This is a genomic window from Aminobacter sp. 01T433 (assembly GCF_056398585.1).
The window spans coordinates 106845-125222 of record NZ_JBFTPR010000015.1; the positions used below are offsets into that span (position 1 = coordinate 106845).

Below are 18378 nucleotides of genomic sequence, written 5' to 3' on the forward strand. Positions count from 1 at the left end.
CGATCGCATCACTTGTTCGCCCATCGCGAGGCTACTAGCCATCACATCTCACAAAAGTCGTCGCGATCGGGGTGCCCTCCCCAACGGTGATACTCGCAGAGTTTTGCTTCCAAGTAGCGCTCTCATCCCAAACGCCAAAATCACCCATGTCGCAGTGAATGTCGACCTTCCCGTCCTTGATTTGTCGAATATCACAGTCGTACTCATGCCCCCGAATTCGGTTCCCCTTGATCCACCAAATTCCATCGTTTCCCTCGGGGAAAATGGCCGAGAGCTCCTCCCCTGCTGATAAGCGCCTGCAAATATCTGGCACAGCGTAGAGCACTTCCGAGTTACAGCTCGCCGCAATAAGAGGAAATTGAATTTGAGCTCTGATTTTCTCGCCGCTATCGCCAATTGATAATTCGGGGTCTATGGTTTTCATTCCAAACTGTTTGACAGATATCATCTCGCGGCTATCGAACCATCTGAAATTATTCTTCTTTGTTGAGAAGTTTTGTCCATTGGCTACGAAAGTGGCCTCATCCTCTTCTGAGATACTCCAGCTACAGCAGGGACCTCCATCAATTCGGGAGAACGTCAGAAAAACATCTTTCTCCTGTGGCTTCTTCTCAGCCATGGCAATGTCTAGATTTCTAATGGCAAGTTTTCCTTCGAGTACGGTGTCTCCCATAAACACACATTCTTCATTACCTGATATCTGATCGACTATCTGGCCATTACAATCGTAATAACCGTTGCGACCGACCCGTTTTACTTCAAACGTTGTTCCGTATTGGTCGTCCTCAAATTTGGTCGTGTTCATAGGACATTGACCGATGTCCACCTTTTGCCTTTGAGGCCACACTTGGACGGTATCAACCTGATCGGCTTGCTTCTTTTGTGCTAGTAGCTGCGCCTTGCATTCTCCGAGAGAGTCAAGTGCTACCCCCGATCCCTTAAGATCGAACTCTCCATATGTGTATCCGTCTAAATAGAAAGCAAAATTAGCACTTCGCGAAAAACTGCCGAATATCGTCGGGAATACATCGCTGAAGAGAATTGTCTCATCCGAGATACCAATACCTGCTATCCTGTTTTCGTATGTGGCAGGAAACGACAGCTTGGCTTGGTACTCTTTGTCCTTTTCTATCTGCTTACCGGGTATGCTGATGAAGATCCGGTATTGATCTGTCGTTCGAACGATACCGATTTTGAAGCCTTGGTATTCACGTTCAATCGCGCAGGCCTCATGGATAACCTTGGCCGATGTCCAACCAGCTTTCGGATTATTTCCGCTTGCAATGGCTAGGTTTGAAAAACATAGGACCGACAAAGCGATAATCGCGATTGATTTCGCGCAAACCAACAGATTTTGCATCTCATCCCCCCAGGCCAGCCAGCTGATCTTGATACTAGAACCAACCAAATTCAAGAATAATGCTGATGGGCAGGCGCAGACTCGTGACCTGTTACTTCCAGTCCTGCCCTGCGAACCCTGGCGATCGCCTGTTTAAGGATCTCAGATTCCATCTTCTCTATGATTGCCGCCGGCGGCTTTCGTTGATCTCCAGCTGAACCATAGGCCTTCGCCGCGTGAAAACTGACGCCCAGAATTGGAGCCAAGCGATCAAGCGGCAGCGCGAGCTCCTGCCGCAGTTCATTGAACCGAATTTTGGTGGTCATCGGGGTCTCCAAATTGTTGCTGCTTTCCATCTCCATTGTCGAATGCTGCTTGATGGCGGGGCATCAATTGATAGAGAAATGGCCTGCCTCGATGCCCGCGCGGTCTTCGTCTGGACCGCATTGCTCGAGCAACTCCTTGAGTGCGGGCACCTTCGCCCGTTTAGCGGCCTCCTCATTGAGATAGGTCCCCATACGGATGCTGCCCTGACCGTCGGCGCTGTTCCACCAAAGCTCGAATTCGTTTTCCATGATACGTCTCCTTGATTGCATGATTGCAGAGGATGTCCCTCTCGATCCCCTCCCAGCATGACCAGGAGGAGATAAAGCGGGGCATCTTCAGGCCGCTTCAGAATGCTTTGCGTTGAAGTTTGCGATCATGCGGGAGGTGATCTCAGACACCCGGGCGCTTTCGACATCCGAAATTTCGCTGAAGTCGACTTCATCATCGTCCTGGCACATTGATGCTGCGGCATACTCCAGCACGAGAGCGGCATCAGTGATGTAGTACAACCCATTTGAGATGTCGTACGAGCTGCCAATGACGTCGGCCGCGTGAGCCAGCATAGTGTCGGCGTCGTCGTTCTTAAGGCCCTTATTTCCGCACCCATGGATCACGATGGCGTCTTGATCGCCTTCAACCGCCTCGTTGATCATGCTGCGGACGTTGTTGTAACCCATTTCAAACTGAGACATTTTCTTGCGCCTCCTGTGCGCCAACTCTTTGAATTCAGAACCATTTCTGACTTCCATGAGTTAATGGTCGCCGCTAACGGCGACAGGCACAAGAGGGAAATTTCCATATTTTCAAATAAATTAAACGGAAATGGCAATAATGTTTACAACCGCACATTACGCGGGCGTATCTCAGAAAAGCATAAGTCGTATATTTTCGCGAATTTTTGCGGATTGTTTAATTCTCTCCACGCAATCTGCGAGAAAATCGACCGATGACTCTTAACTGTCGGCGAATTTTCTTACATATGGAGCGACGACTTCCGACGAATAGTCCCCGAAAAGAAGCCCGTCATAGGCGTCAACGAGAGCTTCGAATTCCGGGGAATTTAGCGCTTTGGCGACACTGTGCGTAGCGGCTCGTTCCGGCAACCTGATCCTCAGGACCTCGATCTCAAATGGCTCGAGATGGCCGACATACGAAGAGTGGATCCCAACATTGTTGCGCTCAAAATCGATGTCCAAGGCATGGTATGGGGCAATCCCATCCACTGCGTTCAGGATTACATTATCTAAGGCTAGGAGGCGACTTGCCTCGTTCTGAGCGGCATCAAATAATTGTGCATAGCGTCTTTGAATAGAATTCATCGTCAAGTTCCTCCATGTTTCTTGGCTTTAGGCTCTGCCCATGGCGGGCGACATGGCGGCTGCCAGCGCTGGATCGACGGGAGTAACAAGGTCGACTAGATTTGCCCCCCATGCCTTCGCTACGATCAGACGTGCGGTCAGCGGGTTCAATTCAGGGTCACCACCAAGGGTGTATTGACGCCCGCTGCTGGTGCGTCCCGTCATACCCGTCATGCAGAAGTCGGAAAGCGCCGACGAAACACGCGCCTTCCCATCGCTTTTGAAGCCAACAAAATGGAACTCGCCGCGGTCAGCGGTGCGGATGATAGTCCATCGCGTCAGCGTGACTGCTGGTTCTTCCTCCACATCTTTAACAGCCATATCCCCTCCTCTACAGGTGCCCCCTGCTGCTTGTGCATCACAACAAGTGTGGTCCAGGCGGCAGCATGGAACAAGCCCGCTTTCAGTCCAAGGGAGCCTCTGGAGGCGACACCGGTACAAGCCGCGTTGTCGCAAAATTTGAGAGCACACGTAGCTTGTTCACCATCTCTTCAACGACGTCTGGATCGTCGCCCCGGAATTCAAGTTTCTCGGCAATCGCGATGAGCATGTCCTGGCCGCTCAGCAGTTCGGCAGCGTTGATGTTGCCGTTCTCGATGGCCTTGGCGGTCGCCTCGAGGACGACGAGACCGTCTTCAGGCAGCCCGGTGACTAACGCTTTCGCCTTGAATTCCTCGACTTATTCGTCGTCGAGCTCAAAGTTCAGAGTTACGTATTTGTTGGTCAATCTGGCTGTCTCGATTTTTTGTGTTTCGGCGGGGGAATATGTGGACAGGAGTTAAAGGGCCGATATCTTTCTGAGATAGATTTCCCTCTTCAGCCGCCGAAGTCGGGCAATCTCTTCAGTGTTTTCGTATTGGTACATCCAGGCGGCAATCAGCTTGCCCTCACGGCCCAGAATTTGGTCGGCCAGCCTGAGGACCACCAGGTTCGGAGCTGCTCGCGGTGCTATGCGCAGCATCTCTTCAACTGCTGCTTCTTCGCGCCCTGGGCCGAGCCGATCGGCGAGAATTGCAAGCGCGACTGCAGGGGATCTGCATCTCCCGGCATGGCAATGAACCAACAAACTCATTCCTTCTTCAATTTCCTTAGAAAAGGCGATGGCGTCCGCGATCTGATGTTTTGTGACGACAAGCGGCCCGCCGTCATCAAAGTCGATGTCGTTGAACCCCAACACCAGCTGCGGCCGCCCATCGTTGACCCTCAGCTGCCGCAAATTCCCGTCGGCGTTTTCGATGGTGATGACAGCATCGAATTCACCCTCCCGCTCCACCGCGGAACGCATGCCCAACACTGTGATTGATCCCTTTCCGGTAAATTCCATGACGCCTTTTGGGCTCCCTTCTGATCGGCGGACGAAGCATCTTGATTTCTGAATTAAGTTTAGCATAACATTTTTGCATAGCCATTACCGATGATGCGACTTGTGACTTGCATGCCGCCGACGGAGACTCGTTGGAGCAACATTCGAGTGAATGAGGGAGGAATTAATGAGCCACGAAACGAGCGCCTTATCGGCACTTCTGTACACCAAGCCAGTGCGAACTGGGGCCGCTAGGAAGTCGGCTGTCCGCAAAATAATGGATGAAAACCGGGGCATATTCGAACCCCTGGCCGCGAAGGGGTACATGAATCGAGCCGTGGTCGACGCGTTTATCAGCGACTTTCCCGATGTACGACACAGCCGTCCAAATGACGACGACAACGCTTACAGGACACACATCGAGATCGTTTATGCGGCGTTCAAGCGATCACTTAAAAGGCAGGGAATTGGCCAGCCAAGGAAGGCAGCGTCGAAATCGACCAAGGCAAAGGCAGTCAATGAGGCCGGACATACATCAGCCGCTACGTCTGGATGGGAGCCAGTTTCTACCGCTCCTGAGATCCCAAAGCCGACCGTGGTGAAGCCTTCGACCGGGGGCTTTCCCATACCGAAAGCCAAGGACTTCTGAAATCCGCCGGCGGATTTCCAAATCCAACAAAATCAGAGAGGGGCAAAAAAATGACAACAACTGAAAACGAAAAGATTGAATTCGAAGTCCGCAACATCAACCTCGGTGTGACGACCTCGGACAAAGGCGGCGTCGGCAAGACCCTCGCGGCATCGTTCCTCGCAGACATTCTGCGATCGGATTCACGTTATAAAGACTGCACAGCACTCGTCGATGGTGACGAGAAGGTTCGCAAGTTCATAGAGCGCTTCGGCACCAGGGTTGCCGACGGCGGACTTTTGAACCCGTCCGACAATAATCCGCTGACCGGATGCCGCCTGGTAGATCTCCGCTCGATGGACAATTGTTCGGCCGAAATCATGGGGCTCCTCGAGAGCGGTGCCAGGCGGATTCTTGTCGACGGGGCAGGTGGTTCGGAAACGAACTATGGGAAACTTCTGCGACCGACTGCCAAGCCTGAGGAATTCACCGAGTTTCTGGGTGAAGAAAGCATCAGCACCACCTTCTTTGCGCCGATCATGCCTGACGATGACTCTACCATCCTGTCCCTTGCGCAGCTCTATGCGAAATACCGAGGCGATCGAGGCGTCTTCTTCGTGCCGATCCTGAACCGTTGGAACGGAGACGTCGGCGGCGAGGATCCCCACTTCGCCGACTGGATGAATTCAAAAACCCGCCGATCGATGCTTGAGGCTGGAAACATGGCCGAGATCAAGATCGGGGCAGTGTATGAAGATGTCATGGCCCGCGTTCGCGATGTGCCCGTCCCATTCTCAGTCCTCACGGACAAGGACCATGGCCAGGCACTGGGGATTGATATGCGCACACGCAGGGCCATCAAAAATGCTCGCTCAGAGATCGTCGACCAGATCGCATCCTCCCCCGCCCTCAAGGAAATCTTCGGCCTCTGAGGGTTGAGGAGGGGTGGCCATATGGATCAGTCGCTTACGACAATGAGAAAGCAATTCAACGAAGCCGTCCGCGAGTTCGGCCTCGATCCAGATGCTGCGGAATCTCTCTGGAGCTACGCGGCCTCGATCGGCATGCGGATTGACGACTTCACGTTGTCGATCCTGCTCTACGGGGCCCGCCAGGAAAAGAATGCGCGCGATGTCGAAAACCGCATGCGCTCGATAATCGTCGATTTCCAGAAATCGGCCGACCAGATGAAAATGGCCGCCACGCGCGATATGGAAGCCCGCGGCCGTGAAGTGCTGACCAAAGCCATCGAACACATAGCTGTCGACGCAAAGAAGGCCTTGGCCGAAGCCGTGGAAAAGGTCGCCGACAGCAGGATTGATGAGGGCCGTGCATACCAGAGGCGGTCAAACTGGGCCGTAACCTCGGCATGCGCCCTCGGTGTCGTTCTGACATCGGGCTTTACATTGTCTGGTGGCTACGTTTTGGGCAGGGACAACGCCCAGATTGCAGCTGCTGAATTCGCCGAGTTGGCGAAGGATCCCAACTCGGCGACCGTCTTGAGCATCATGAAAAACGGCAACGCCCGCAACATCGAGCACTATTGCAGCCGCGGATCATCCACGCTGGAAGTGATTGACGGTCGAACAGCCTGCACGATGAAGGTGTGGCTATCTAGCCAGGGCATGTCCATCGCAAAAAACACCAAGGGCGGCCTTCGCGAGACTTTTGCACTCATCGAAAACTGGATTGTGACGGCGAGCGCCTGGCTTCTGCTGGCTCTCGGCGCCGTCGGCGGTCTCCTCATCAGGAAAGCACTCAGGGGCATTGCGTCGTCCTGGCCGATCTGTTGGCTGCTCGACATCCCGAAGCCACAGTGAGGCTACTAAATCGCCGCACAAAGTGTCGGCAACACGAAGTGAACCGCATTTGGCCATTAAGGCCTAACATTAAGCCAAGCTTAAGAAATTGAAAAAGTAAACAATTTTGGCAATTTTCGCTTTTTAAGTTGTTGCAATATGCAGCGCTTAACGCAACAATAAATGTATAGAGTTCAGAATAGTTTTGAATTCACCAATTAAGGATCTACACAATGACATTATCAATCAATAATATTCGTCCCGACTACGATCCGAAAGAGTGCTGTGACATCCTGACATTCACCGTAGACGGTGAAAACCGCAGCGAATTTCTTGAAGGCTCTTCGCTTGGTCGCGAACGTTATCGCTGCGGAGAAATGATCACGGAGTATCTTCTTGATGAAGGAATTCGGGATGAGATTCACGCGGTGCTGGAATCTTGGCTCGAAGGCTTGAAGGAAGATCCTTACGTGACCGGATTTTTTACAAAAGCCAACGATCCCGATATCGAAGGCTATCATCACACACTGAATATCAGCGAAGGCATTAATATCGAAGTGAAAGCTTCTGCGATTAAGCGTTTGAACTTGGACAGCCCTGTAATTGAAATTTTAACTCGCAACGGCTGCGCCACCATTCTTTGGTCCGATCGCGATTTTGGCGATCAGGAAATGGAATTTGCGCCAGGTGGCGACGAAGACGCTCGCATTCTTGCCTACACTCTCTCCACTCCTGGAACCGTATTAGAGGACATTGAATCTCGCCTCGCTCGGCTTCGTGAAGAAGTCGAAGACGCACCAGAGGCAGCATGAAAACTGGTCCAAATGCCCGCCACGGAAGGGGCCGCAAACCCCTTCCTGCATCAGTCCGCATCGAGCGCCAGGAGGCTTATCGCGCACTGACTATTAAGCTGCACTCGCTTGGGCTGGCGACAAAGGACATTGGTGACACGCTCGGCGTCACACCGAGCTACATCAACATTCTTCACCAGCGTCAGACTCCGCCAGTGCACATTCTGGCGGCTCTCCGCAGGCTGGCCATAGCCGAATTGATTAAAGCTGAAGCCCGCAAGCGCGCCGATGCCGATCGCATTGCTCAGGAACGTCAGGCCCTCGAAGAGGCCGCCTGACATCCTCTCCAGCTCGGTTTCCAAAGCAGCATGGCAGATGTCTCAGTTTGCCTCCCAGTGGTTGCCGCCCTCGAGCCTTAGCCCTTCTCCCCTTTTCAATTTCCTTCTTGTCTTATTCGGTGTCGACCGCCCAACTCGCCAAGGCTGCCGCGTCGGCGACCGTTGGGTCACCCTGCCGCCATTGCCTCAAGCTGAATTCGATATGCCCCGCCTACCATCGCTTGAAACCGCGATGGTATTTCTTTCTGTCGGCTATTGTTCCTTTCTTGTTCTCCTCTCAGACTATTCGATAACGCCAGTCTATTTCTGGCCAACGATAAGAAGAGGGGACAACAATGACAGAAACTTCGCCAAGCGGTGGCATAATTGTCGCCTTTTCCGCAGTCATATTCAGCTTGCTGATGCTGGTTTCCGCAACCACGAGTGCGAGTGCAGTGGGCGATTTGCCAATAGTTCAAGATAAAATCTACACTATTCGGCAGTTTGACACGGTAACGATCGATCTTTCATCACTAGTTACTGGTGCATTTGACAGCATCCAAGTTAACAGTGGAACTATGTCACCAAGCTCTTATTCGGCTGTCGACAATGTTCTCAATTACGAGGCGAGAGACGCATTTCCGACGACCCATACATTTTCGTATTATGCCCGTTCGTACGCCGGGTACTCTGATCCAGGCACTATAACCGTCATAGTAGAAGAACTACCAATACATGAAGTATATTCGGATGTTATTGTGATGGGAATGGGCACTTCATTTGAGATTGATCTAGCGAACCTTGTATCCGGTGACTGGTCGAGCATTTCACTCGATGGCGGTAACCCAGGTGGAACATCTGTCCTTAACGGGACGGAACTTCGGTATACGCCCTACGATTACTTTTTTGGAACCGATCAAATTCATTTTACAGTATGGGACAAGCACTGGAGGGGAGTGACAGCAGTTATCACTATCGAAGTTAGACCGCCAACTCCCACAATAATCCTTACAGATCTCACGTTAGTCTGGGACGTTGGCGTATATTTCTTGGAGTCACTATCATCAACAGGTGGTACAAATCCATATTCCTACGCCGTCATTTCTGGATCTCTGCCAGATGGCCTTTCGATTTCAGCCGATATTCTTAGCGGAATGCCCGGAAAGGAAGGCGTCTTCAATTTCACCCTTGAGGCGACCGACTTTAACGGACACAAGGGCACTAAGTCCTACAAGATGACTATAGCCGATCCCGATCCTGTTCCCGTCATCAATTTCCCATCGGTCTCATACAACGGTTTTGTAGGGAAATATTTGTCGGAGCAGATCACCGGTGCCACCGGGGGACGAGCTCCGTATACGTATATGATACTCGGATCTTATCCGCATCTTCCCAATGGCTTGAGCATCTCTGACGGTCGAATTGAAGGTATTCCGCAAAATCCGGGATTTTTCTCTCTCTTCGTCTTAGCAATTGACGCAGACGGCTACTCCGCTGATCAGTACTTTCAGCTTTATATTGCGGCAGCTCCAAACATTGTGCTTCCTGATCTCAGCCTGACAGGTGAAGTTGGCGAAGCCTTTGCGCAGGCGTTCACAGCATCAGGTGGCGCTGCTCCCTACACCTACACGATCACTAGCGGCTCGTTCCCTGACGGGCTTTCGATGTCGGCTGACGCCCTGCAGGGAACACCGACCAAGGACGGCACTTTCACAATGGCTATTGAAGCCACTGACAAGGACGGATTCACTGGAACGAAGTCCTATACGATCGCAATTGCTCCCAAAGATCCAGTCGTCCCCCTCCCCCTGCTGACGGCAACAAACGCAGCGCTATCTGTCCAATTCAATGGTGCAGCCGTTACTATCGACCTGAAGAACCATGCCTCAGGTACGATCGACACCTACTCGATCACCAATCAGCCGACAAAGGGCACGGTGGCTCTGGCAGGCTCGATTGTGTCCTACACCCCGACCAAGGATACCGTAGGTGCCGACAGCTTTGAATGGTCTGCGACAGGGCCAGGCGGTACGGCGTCGGCGACAGTTGCGGTTGCCATCAATGGCGGTGCCCTCCCCGTCGCCAAGGATCATGTCCTGCTGCTAAATCCCGTCCAGAAGGGCATCATCAGTCTTGTAGACGGAGCGACGGGTGCGCCGTTCGTGAAGTCCCATCTCCTTGACAATGTGCTGGCTGACGTCGGCACGCTAACCTTGAATGGCAACACCCTAGCATTCCAGCCGCAGAAGGCTTTCGATGGCATTGCCTCCATCAGCTACCAGCTCGAGAACGGCTTCGGCCGCTCAAACGTTGCCAAGGTCGAATTCATCGTTGCAGCACGACCTGATCCATCCAAGGATCCAGAGGTCACCGGGCTGTTGAACGCCCAGGCCGACGCTGCTCGACGTTTTGCCGATGACCAAACGACCACGATCACGGGTCGCCTGGAAGAGCTCCATAATGAACCTTCAGGAGAGCGTAAAAACTCTATCGATTGGAAAGTTGGACGTTCCTCTGACGGAAGCCGTGATCCCCACAACGAGGAACTCGACAGCGTCATGGTCGGCGGGAGTACTTCCAGCTCGTCGCCTTGGGCTGTGTGGTCGTCAGGCTATGTGAACCTCGCCAATTCAGACAACGGGGGCACCGATTTCAGTTCTACGGCCGTGGGTGCAACCGCAGGCATCGACTACCGCTTCACTCCGGCATTCGTGGGTGGAGTGGCCGTTGGCTATGGTCAGTCGGCCGCTGAGATTGGTAATCATGGCACCGAGACCTCGGGGCAGGCTGTCAGTGCTGCTCTCTATGGCAGTTGGCATCCTCATGGTGGAGCCTTCATTGACGGGATCATTGGCTATCAGCGCTTGAGCTTCGACAGCACCCGCTATGTGACGGCCAACGGCGACTTCGCCCATGGCAGCCGTTCTGGCGGCCAAGTCTTCGGCGCTTTGACGGCGGGGTACGAGTTCCGCAAGGACAGGCTCACCCTCGCCCCATACGTCGGTGTTCGCGGGTCCCACGGCACGTTGAACAGCTTCTCGGAAAGCGGTGGCGGCATCTACGGGCTTTCATACGCCGACCAGTCCGTCACCTCGCTTTCTGGTGTCGCTGGCCTTCGCGTAGAGAAGGAAATTGAGACGGAAAATCTGCTCATCACGCCGTCCGCTAAAGTCGAATATCGTCACGAATTTGCGGGCAACTCGACCACATCGATCGGCTACACAGGCCTCGGCACGAAGCCGTATCGAGCTGAGGTAGCTGGTCGTCGCAAGGATACCTTAACAGTCAGCCTTGGTGTGAGAACTCGTTTGAAAAAGGCTCCAGGCTGGAGCATCGAAGGCACCCTGTCGTCGACTTTTGGCGGCGGAAAGCCATCCCACTACGTCGGCGTCCGGGCCACCTATGAATTCTGCGGGCTTTTCATTCCGCAGAACGCCTGTGGACCTCAGGCAAAGACTGAGGCTGTGAACGCAACCGGGAAAAAGCCTAACTCGGCGAAATCCAGACGGCACTGACGTTGGGCGGCTACGGCCGACTTTTGTCGCTTGCAACCAGCTGCCTCATGCTGGCCCACAACAAAAATATAGGGAGGGAACCATGAAAACAATTCTCACGACTATCACCGCATTCCTCGTCGCCTCGACAGCGGCATTTGCGGTCCCCGTTTCCACGGTCGTGCAAACAGAAGCGGATATCGCATTCGCAACTGCAGTCCACGCTGCCGTCAGGCTTGAGAACTGCAGATCTGGCTCGATGGAAACCCATCAACTGCGCGGCATTGCGATCCAAGACGCCGCCAAGGTATCGGGCAGAAATATTGAAGAAGTCATTGTGGAAGTCACTGGTAGGGCATCGCTTATCGGTGACCACATGAAACGCCAAGGGAGGACACAGGAGCTTTGCGAAGACGGCAGTCGCGCGAAAGCCGTCTACCAGCGCATGACGATCGACACGCAACCTTCGGAGATGACCAAGGAACGAATCTCACGCCTCGATCGATATGTGAATGAGATCACCGCATCCAAGCTGGCCCTCAAGACCTGCAACCTCGACGAAGGTGCTACCGAAATCACCAAGGCGTTCATTTCGGATGCCCAGGAGTACATCTTGCAGACCTCAGGAATCAGGTGGCGCGGGACACCAATGAATCGCGAACTGGCGGCCGTATTGGAAGCCATTGCCGACAACGAAGCCCTCTGTAGCGAACATTCAGCCGTACTGGACGGCCTCAAGACCGATCCCGTGTTCATTCGTTGACGTCCACAGGCGCGATTTCCTCGCCTATAAATCCACACGATAGAGTTTCTTTTGTATCCTGCTCTGCTTCATCGGAGTTCAAGCCCGCCCAACAATGCCGGGCCGACTGGCGGCTATTAACCGAAGCTCGTGATTTCGGCCCGTTGCCTTGAGGTGGATCTTGTATTTCTCGCTGGATCCGGGTACCTCGCTGTCAACCAGAGAGGAATCATCCATGTCACTATTTCATATTTTCGTTGTATCCGTTTCGGTCGCCGTCATTCGAATAGCCAGCGCCTCGTTGAGCCCGCCTGCGCGCATTTTCGACATCGATGGAGACAATCATGATTTTCAGTACTTCCACCCCAATTTCCAATAGCGGCTACCAAGCGCGCATTTATCCTGGCGATCTCGTGCCTGGATCAAACAGGTTGGACATCTGGAAGGGTGTCATCGTTTGGGCCGACAAGGATTGCCAAGTACACGACACGGGCTTTCAATCCCCACTGAACATCGGGCTTTACGGCCGACCGCTAAGCAGGAAGGCGTGCGAAGCTTCGGCCGAGCGTCTTCGTGACCATCTGGATTCCGTGATCTACGCCCTCGATCGCTTCCATGAAGTTGCTCGATGCCGCTTCGAAACGCTCGTCGAGACCAGCACGGGCTTCATTGTCCGCGACATTGCAATGGCGACACTCAAGTTGCGACGGGTGTCGCCCTCGACATCGAGCATGACGTCATTAGACGTCAGGTTCCACGGCCCCCATTCGGCCGACAACGGGCCAGCCGTTTTCGCGGCCTAGTTGCCTCATTTTATTTCTGATTTCAGCGGCGTGCCTCCATGCGGGCGGACGCTGCTTGCCAACAATTTTGAAAGGATAATGGCAATGCTAACTTGGCTAGATTGGTATGCGTCTCAGTCGCGCAAGGATGCCGAAAGATTTTATCGGATGATGGCAGACCAAATGTCACAACGGGAGAAAGAACTCGTCCGCGAGGCAATGACAGACGACGGATTGTCATTCCGCATGTTCTGCATGCAAGCAAGACGCGATACCTTAGAAAATTTGGATTTCGGATCCGAAAGTGCGAACGAAATGACACGTTTTCGTTCGATTGTTGCTCCGTTTTCTGTCGAGCACGATTCTCCGCAGAAGGAATTAGCGGCTACTTTGAGCCGCAATGCAGTTGGCTGTCTTCGCGGAATGACACCGTCATCGGAACTGAGGGAAAAGGCCCACCAGATCGTCAATCAGCACGAGGTTGTCTATCTCGACCTCCACGATGGAGCATACCCGCTGGGTAACACTGGCATGCAGATCAGGTCTCTTTTCATGACGCGTCGCTTCATGGGACGCACCCCTGTGGTCGGTTTTACAGCGGTCTTGACCTTCCTCGGCAACAACCACGGCATGCGTATTCACTGGGTCGAAGGGCACTGGAATACCAGTCCGCGCGGTGTTGACTATGACGAGATTTGGTCCGTCGAAACGAGGGACATCGAACATCCCACGCTTTCGATTCCACGCGACGTATTTGCCGACCGTGAGGGCATTTTCCCCGAGCTCGAGGCTTTCGCCTTGCTGACGCTCGCATACGTGGAACTAGAAAAATCGGCCGAAGGCCCTCAGCTCGAGCAATTGGGAATTGTCCCCGCTGGGAACAGCCGTCGTAACAGGCAGAATGCAGGTCAGAGTTCGACCCTATTTGCGGTCGCGAAGCTGGAGACGGTGGAGTTAGACAGGCCGGAGTTCAGGGGCGTTGCCCGCATCGAAGTCCCCAACACCATGGGTAACCAAGGCCCCCGTGTTCGTCACGAAGTCCGCGGGCACTATCGCCTGCAACCTTGCGGCCCTGGACGTTCTGATCGTCGTCTTCGTTGGGTCCAAGGCCATCAGCGTGGAAGTGTTGAAGGCGTGCGCCGGAAACCGATCCGTCGCCTGAAGCAGGTTGATTTGGATGCTCTTCAGGATGCCGCGTGAGACTGACAGACTAAGGGCGCTTTTCGGCCGTTTGTTGGGCAGAAAGCCCGGCCTCGGATGGCTGCAATCGAGCAGGCCACCCGACGTCCCATGGAAACCGCATTCGGAGCGCGTGTTCGACGCGGGCAACTGGATCTGTCTCCAGCCGCAGATGAGGGCGAAGTCACGCGCAAGGACTGTCTCGAGATCGCCAGGGGTCGGCTTCACCTACGGGATCGATGGGATGTCCTCGTCCATTCAAACGATGCCGATCAGGCTAAGCCGGAAAACAACGCCCGACTTGTTACGGTGAACCGGCCCCGTGCCCGCTGGGCGATGTGCCTGCCAGCAGAGCGATCAGGTCGGCCTGGCGATGGGTTCCTGTCTTGGCGAGAACCGTCTTGAGGTGATTGCGAACTGTTTCGTAGCCGATGCCGAGGTTTTCGGCGACCGAGCGCGTCGTACCTCCGCAAACAAGGCCCCTTGCGACCCTTGCTTCTGCGGGCGTTAGATCGAAAAGGCCACTAAGCAGTGACTCCGAGGGTGGAAGCGGCTTGGCAAGTGGCGTGATGATTGCGATGCAGGCTGCATTATTGAAAATGTCGCGGGCCGCCCGACGAATGGGGAAGAGGTGCATAACAGCCATTTCCATCTCAAGCGAAGGCAGAGCGAGAGATAAAACGCCACATGTCGGCAGATTCTCGAGTTGGCGGACACCTGCAGCATACAGTGTGTCGGCCTGTTTGTTGAGGAGATGCATGCGGTCAAATGCGCCGATGCGGACGTGTCGGCTCATGCCCTCCAGGAGTGGGTTTGCGGCAATGACACGACCGTCCGAACGGAGTATCGCTGCGGGGAGCCCAAGCGTCGCAAGGGTCTCGACAGATGACTTCGCCCGTTCAAGTTGAAGCCTTGCCGACATGAGCCCCGCTCGCGCCAGGTGCGGCCGCAGCCCATCAAGGAAGCCGATGAAGTGGCGTTCGAACGGACCAGCATCAAATCGGCGGTCGAAACTGTAGACCATCATGTCCCCGTTCGGGACGTTGATTATGGTGCCTGCCGCCCACCCAAAGCCTCTCGGGCGGCAGAACTCTGTATAGAACGGGTCGCGGTCAAGTTCCTCTCCCGTGAAGATGTCGAGGTCATGCACGAAGCCCGGGTAGTTCATGGCGGACAGACGCACCGCCCGCGAATTGCACTTGTCCCAGCCTTCCACGACGAAGGCATGCATGAGATCGAGGGTGCCTGGGGAACTGGTCCAGCGGATTTCGGTCCCGGCCGCGACAAACAGAATTCCCCCGGCGGCGTCGACAACCCGGCCCAGACCGTCCAAGACCTTTGGCCACAGTTCCGGAATGACCGCCGCTTCATATGCCTGCTCGACGATGTCGTCGGCGGTGGCCGGACCGGTCTTCGCGATGGCATGCATCTGCGCGGTAGCCCCTCACGGAAGGAAACTCGGCTCCCAAGCAAACATGTCGAGGGCCTGAATTCAAGTCGGCTAACCTGGTAACGCGCTCAGGCTTTGGGTTGCCCTATCTCCCTCCTTTCGACTGTTTCCGTGAGGTCTCTGACTTCCGGGCCAGTCGCAATCGCGACTCAAAGATTTGCGAACGGATTACCAACTGCTGCATGCACTTGAAGGACCCGTCATCGACGTAGGTCGTAGCAGCTTCGCCGAGCACCACACTCGACTGGGCCACCCGGCATCTCGCGATCATCCCGATCATCCCCAGCGCGGGCTTCTCGGCGCGGACGCGTAAGCGATTGATTAGCCATAACCGCGTGTTTCGCTAACAAAGCGAATATGCCCTTCACTAAAGCCACACCGTGGCGTCCAGGTGACAAGATCAGTCCGCCACTCCCCTTGAAAAGACCCTGACTACCATCGTCCGGCCGCGCAACAGGGCATCTCCTTTGCTCCTCAGCCCGTCATCGTTGCAGCCACGCCATTGGTTTTCAGGCAAGCCATCAACATCGGACCCACGGAAAATTCTCCTGCCCTAGCCTTTTCGGTCAGCACCCGCAGGTATCCACCCGCCGAGTTGATGTGCTGTGCGCGTTGCAAGATACAGGAGATCACGACGGCCGTGCTTTCCTGCCCCAGCGCATCCATTGCTTCAGCGTATGCCGACGGTGAGATTCCCAAATATCCCCTGACCTGGGCCGCAGTCGCCATTAAATCTCGCCAGGTTGCAATTCCCGATGGCGCGTAGTCGACAATCTCTGGGCAGGCTTTGAGCACCAACCCCAGTGGGAAGCCCTTCGGTGGCTCATTGGTCTTCGATCGCGACTCGACCGTCCCCCCGCTTGCTTCCAAAGCAGGTTCAAGTTCAAATTGAGAGTTGGTATTTGATTCAGAATGTTGCCGTCCAGAATGGACGTCATTGGCGTCCATCTTTATGACATTAGTATGTGAATTCAGGTAGTTATCCACGCATTCGCGGATTTCAGCCAATTCGGTCATGATCCCCTCGAGTTCGGCAAGCAATGCCCGGCGTGGGATGCGGTCTACAACAGCCCGAAAACGCTTGTAGAGCCCTCCCCAGTCGCCTGGGACATCTTCCTCGACCGCCACTTCGATGAGCTTTCCGATATCCCTTCTGTGCAGCGTTACACGCTCGCGCATAAGCCGCAGGGCCGCACTGTCTGCCCGAACGCGCTCAGCAGCCCCTTGAATCTCGTCAGCACGTGCCAACAACGGTGCCAAAGAAAAGCCAAAGGCCTCCTCGATGTCCCCTCCCCTCCCCTTTCGGGCATAGCGCTTCCCGTTGGGGCTATCCCGTCTCAGGAGCAGACCGCAGTCTAGTAAGGCTCCAAGGTGCCTGCGCAGCGACGTATCGGGCATGCCATGGGCTCTGAGTGACAGTTGTCTGTTCGAAGGGAAAACGACCAGGCCATTGTCCTCGCTCAATTCGCTGTCCGGATAGAAAGATAGCAGCGCGGAAAGCACGGCGAGCGAGCGATCGCTGACACCGATGATGGCTTTGCCTTCACAGAGGTCTTTATAGAGCTGCCACTTATCGACAACTTTCCCTGCAGGGATTTCACGTGAATCGTTCTGCGCTGCCAACAAGGCAAGCGACATCGGTCGGCTCCCGAAAGGAGTCGATGCAATATGCGGTTCCATTTTCCTTCACCTATCGAAAGGCAAAAGGGTTCCAGCCACCTAAACGGGCGTTACGACTCTTGACAGCGATTCGTGGAGATGCGATTCTCGGGTTGCGAACTACGAGAGAGGCTTCCACGACTAAGGTCGTTCGGGGGCCTTTTTCTTTTGCGGGTTAGTCTCCTGCTTCTTTCTCCCTCGACCGCGCAAATTCCTCATAGAGCGCGGCAAGCTTGGCTTCGACAAAAGAGCCGAAATCAGGTTCAACTGATTTGTCGAAAACGAGATTCAGTTTTCCATCGGTCTCAGAAATCCTGACAGCTTTACCTCCACCTTGGGATTTCCAGATCGCTGTTCGGGCCTTGTCTTTGACATGGCGCACCTGATCGTAGACGGCCTGAAACCGTTCGTCTGAAGTCATTTCGCCAAACGACGGCTCCTGAATGGCCTTCAGAGCCTTGGTCTTTTTTCCCTTCTCCTCGATCAGATCGGCGATTTCAGCCCATCTTGTACGACCGAAACCCGGAGCGGGGCCGATCGCTTCAATCAGCTCGGCAGGAAGTCGGTTGACGAGGGCAATCATCCGCGAAAGTGCAGCCTTGTCGACGCCAATGGAGGACATGATGACATCACGGGAGAATTTTCGCTCTTCTAGACGACAAGCGAAGAATGACCGTTCAATGAAGGTCAGGTCCGTCCTAGCATTGTTCTCCTGCCCTTGGCTGACAACAAGCTGCTCGTCAGTGAGATCGCGTACAACCGCGCGAACCGTGCCCCCAATCTTCCTGATGGCAGCCAGACGGCGATGCCCATAAGCAACCTGAAAGCGCCCTATCCTATCGGGGTGAGGTCGGACCAAAATAGGCACTTGCTGGCCATGCTCCCTGATCTGGGCGATCAGGGCATCCTGGTCTTCTTGACTAACGCCGAGGCGGTCGGCGACGAACGAACTGTCCACTAACGACGGGTCGAGCTCGACAACCGACTGGCCAGAGGACAGTTGCCGCTCCAATTCGTCAGCACGCTGCGCCTTCTCATTGATATCGCCAAGCGACTGGGAAATGGCTCCAACGGGGCTCGCGCGTTTGATTGGCTTCTCGAAGCCCGCCAAAGGTCGGGAGTTCATCAGCGGGCGTTCAGGGCCGCCAGTTGGCTCAGCCGCAGGATTGTTATCTGTATCTACCAGTCCGAAAACGTTCTTGCGGGCCAT

19 protein-coding genes are annotated in these 18378 nt (G+C 54.5%); 9 read left to right on the forward strand and 10 right to left on the reverse strand.

What is annotated here, in order from left to right; all coding sequences use genetic code 11:
• Positions 1-34: 34 nt before the first annotated feature.
• The 7 genes from AC1DLV_RS23085 to AC1DLV_RS23115 form a co-directional block, all read right to left on the reverse strand.
• Positions 35-1360: a hypothetical protein gene (locus AC1DLV_RS23085; RefSeq protein ID WP_476802359.1), complete on the reverse strand. Its 1326-nt coding sequence runs from the start codon at positions 1358-1360 to the stop codon at positions 35-37.
• A 50-nt stretch (positions 1361-1410) separates the two neighbouring features.
• Positions 1411-1665, reverse strand: a complete 255-nt coding sequence (locus tag AC1DLV_RS23090; RefSeq protein WP_476802360.1) for a hypothetical protein — start codon at positions 1663-1665, stop codon at positions 1411-1413.
• A gap of 63 nt (positions 1666-1728) precedes the next feature.
• Positions 1729-1914 (reverse strand): hypothetical protein, encoded by a 186-nt coding sequence (locus AC1DLV_RS23095; protein ID WP_476802361.1) that lies wholly within the window; start codon positions 1912-1914, stop codon positions 1729-1731.
• A gap of 87 nt (positions 1915-2001) precedes the next feature.
• Positions 2002-2358, reverse strand: a complete 357-nt coding sequence (locus AC1DLV_RS23100; RefSeq protein WP_476802362.1) for a hypothetical protein — start codon at positions 2356-2358, stop codon at positions 2002-2004.
• 261 nt (positions 2359-2619) lie between these two features.
• A complete protein-coding gene (locus AC1DLV_RS23105; protein ID WP_476802363.1) occupies positions 2620-2985 on the reverse strand; it encodes a hypothetical protein in 366 nt (121 codons plus the stop codon).
• 27 nt (positions 2986-3012) lie between these two features.
• The gene (locus tag AC1DLV_RS23110) at positions 3013-3345 is read right to left on the reverse strand and encodes a hypothetical protein (RefSeq protein WP_476802364.1); all 333 of its coding nucleotides are present in this window, start codon (positions 3343-3345) and stop codon (positions 3013-3015) included.
• A gap of 457 nt (positions 3346-3802) precedes the next feature.
• Positions 3803-4348: a hypothetical protein gene (locus AC1DLV_RS23115; protein ID WP_476802365.1), complete on the reverse strand. Its 546-nt coding sequence runs from the start codon at positions 4346-4348 to the stop codon at positions 3803-3805.
• A gap of 166 nt (positions 4349-4514) precedes the next feature.
• Here AC1DLV_RS23115 and AC1DLV_RS23120 point away from each other — a divergent pair, with 166 nt between their 5' ends.
• From AC1DLV_RS23120 to AC1DLV_RS23160, 9 genes are all read left to right on the forward strand, one after another.
• Entirely contained in the window at positions 4515-4976 is a 462-nt protein-coding gene (locus tag AC1DLV_RS23120) for a hypothetical protein (protein ID WP_476802366.1), read from the forward strand.
• Between the two features lie 50 nt (positions 4977-5026).
• A complete protein-coding gene (locus AC1DLV_RS23125; protein ID WP_476802367.1) occupies positions 5027-5887 on the forward strand; it encodes a hypothetical protein in 861 nt (286 codons plus the stop codon).
• 21 nt (positions 5888-5908) lie between these two features.
• On the forward strand, positions 5909-6775 hold the full coding sequence (locus AC1DLV_RS23130; RefSeq protein ID WP_476802368.1) for a hypothetical protein: 867 nt from the start codon (positions 5909-5911) through the stop codon (positions 6773-6775).
• Between the two features lie 212 nt (positions 6776-6987).
• Positions 6988-7566: a hypothetical protein gene (locus tag AC1DLV_RS23135; RefSeq protein WP_476802369.1), complete on the forward strand. Its 579-nt coding sequence runs from the start codon at positions 6988-6990 to the stop codon at positions 7564-7566.
• Positions 7563-7883, forward strand: a complete 321-nt coding sequence (locus AC1DLV_RS23140; protein ID WP_476802370.1) for a hypothetical protein — start codon at positions 7563-7565, stop codon at positions 7881-7883. The genes AC1DLV_RS23135 and AC1DLV_RS23140 overlap by 4 nt, the downstream gene beginning before the upstream one ends.
• A gap of 335 nt (positions 7884-8218) precedes the next feature.
• Entirely contained in the window at positions 8219-11377 is a 3159-nt protein-coding gene (locus AC1DLV_RS23145; RefSeq protein WP_476836255.1) for an autotransporter domain-containing protein, read from the forward strand.
• Positions 11378-11459: 82 nt separating this feature from the next.
• Positions 11460-12119 carry a hypothetical protein gene (locus AC1DLV_RS23150; protein WP_476802372.1) on the forward strand — a complete coding sequence of 220 codons (660 nt, stop codon included), beginning with the start codon at positions 11460-11462 and terminating at the stop codon, positions 12117-12119.
• A 323-nt stretch (positions 12120-12442) separates the two neighbouring features.
• A complete protein-coding gene (locus AC1DLV_RS23155; protein ID WP_476802373.1) occupies positions 12443-12901 on the forward strand; it encodes a hypothetical protein in 459 nt (152 codons plus the stop codon).
• An 84-nt stretch (positions 12902-12985) separates the two neighbouring features.
• The gene (locus AC1DLV_RS23160; RefSeq protein WP_476802374.1) at positions 12986-14080 is read left to right on the forward strand and encodes an AcrVA2 family anti-CRISPR protein; all 1095 of its coding nucleotides are present in this window, start codon (positions 12986-12988) and stop codon (positions 14078-14080) included.
• Positions 14081-14363: 283 nt separating this feature from the next.
• Here the strand turns inward: AC1DLV_RS23160 and AC1DLV_RS23165 are convergent, their stop codons facing one another.
• From AC1DLV_RS23165 to repB, 3 genes are all read right to left on the reverse strand, one after another.
• A complete protein-coding gene (locus tag AC1DLV_RS23165) occupies positions 14364-15488 on the reverse strand; it encodes a helix-turn-helix transcriptional regulator (protein ID WP_476802375.1) in 1125 nt (374 codons plus the stop codon).
• Positions 15489-15983: 495 nt separating this feature from the next.
• Positions 15984-17189 (reverse strand): plasmid replication protein RepC, encoded by a 1206-nt coding sequence (gene repC, locus AC1DLV_RS23170; RefSeq protein ID WP_476802376.1) that lies wholly within the window; start codon positions 17187-17189, stop codon positions 15984-15986.
• Between the two features lie 154 nt (positions 17190-17343).
• Complete coding sequence (gene repB, locus AC1DLV_RS23175) at positions 17344-18378, reverse strand: plasmid partitioning protein RepB (RefSeq protein WP_476802377.1); 1035 nt, start codon at positions 18376-18378, stop codon at positions 17344-17346.

Excerpts from the sequence above, each read along its gene's own strand:
- AC1DLV_RS23125 (WP_476802367.1), top strand. The coding sequence starts at position 5,027 with ATGACAACAACTGAAAACGAAAAGATTGAATTCGAAGTCCGCAACATC.
- AC1DLV_RS23100 (WP_476802362.1), bottom strand. The coding sequence starts at position 2,358 with ATGTCTCAGTTTGAAATGGGTTACAACAACGTCCGCAGCATGATCAAC.
- AC1DLV_RS23165 (WP_476802375.1), bottom strand. The coding sequence starts at position 15,488 with ATGCATGCCATCGCGAAGACCGGTCCGGCCACCGCCGACGACATCGTC.
- AC1DLV_RS23085 (WP_476802359.1), bottom strand. The coding sequence starts at position 1,360 with ATGCAAAATCTGTTGGTTTGCGCGAAATCAATCGCGATTATCGCTTTG.
- AC1DLV_RS23110 (WP_476802364.1), bottom strand. The coding sequence starts at position 3,345 with ATGGCTGTTAAAGATGTGGAGGAAGAACCAGCAGTCACGCTGACGCGA.
- AC1DLV_RS23140 (WP_476802370.1), top strand. The coding sequence starts at position 7,563 with ATGAAAACTGGTCCAAATGCCCGCCACGGAAGGGGCCGCAAACCCCTT.
- AC1DLV_RS23150 (WP_476802372.1), top strand. The coding sequence starts at position 11,460 with ATGAAAACAATTCTCACGACTATCACCGCATTCCTCGTCGCCTCGACA.
- repB (WP_476802377.1), bottom strand. The coding sequence starts at position 18,378 with ATGGCCCGCAAGAACGTTTTCGGACTGGTAGATACAGATAACAATCCT.
- AC1DLV_RS23160 (WP_476802374.1), top strand. The coding sequence starts at position 12,986 with ATGCTAACTTGGCTAGATTGGTATGCGTCTCAGTCGCGCAAGGATGCC.
- AC1DLV_RS23120 (WP_476802366.1), top strand. The coding sequence starts at position 4,515 with ATGAGCCACGAAACGAGCGCCTTATCGGCACTTCTGTACACCAAGCCA.
- AC1DLV_RS23090 (WP_476802360.1), bottom strand. The coding sequence starts at position 1,665 with ATGACCACCAAAATTCGGTTCAATGAACTGCGGCAGGAGCTCGCGCTG.
- AC1DLV_RS23105 (WP_476802363.1), bottom strand. The coding sequence starts at position 2,985 with ATGAATTCTATTCAAAGACGCTATGCACAATTATTTGATGCCGCTCAG.
- AC1DLV_RS23130 (WP_476802368.1), top strand. The coding sequence starts at position 5,909 with ATGGATCAGTCGCTTACGACAATGAGAAAGCAATTCAACGAAGCCGTC.
- AC1DLV_RS23135 (WP_476802369.1), top strand. The coding sequence starts at position 6,988 with ATGACATTATCAATCAATAATATTCGTCCCGACTACGATCCGAAAGAG.
- AC1DLV_RS23145 (WP_476836255.1), top strand. The coding sequence starts at position 8,219 with ATGACAGAAACTTCGCCAAGCGGTGGCATAATTGTCGCCTTTTCCGCA.
- AC1DLV_RS23095 (WP_476802361.1), bottom strand. The coding sequence starts at position 1,914 with ATGGAAAACGAATTCGAGCTTTGGTGGAACAGCGCCGACGGTCAGGGC.
- AC1DLV_RS23155 (WP_476802373.1), top strand. The coding sequence starts at position 12,443 with ATGATTTTCAGTACTTCCACCCCAATTTCCAATAGCGGCTACCAAGCG.
- AC1DLV_RS23115 (WP_476802365.1), bottom strand. The coding sequence starts at position 4,348 with ATGGAATTTACCGGAAAGGGATCAATCACAGTGTTGGGCATGCGTTCC.
- repC (WP_476802376.1), bottom strand. The coding sequence starts at position 17,189 with ATGGAACCGCATATTGCATCGACTCCTTTCGGGAGCCGACCGATGTCG.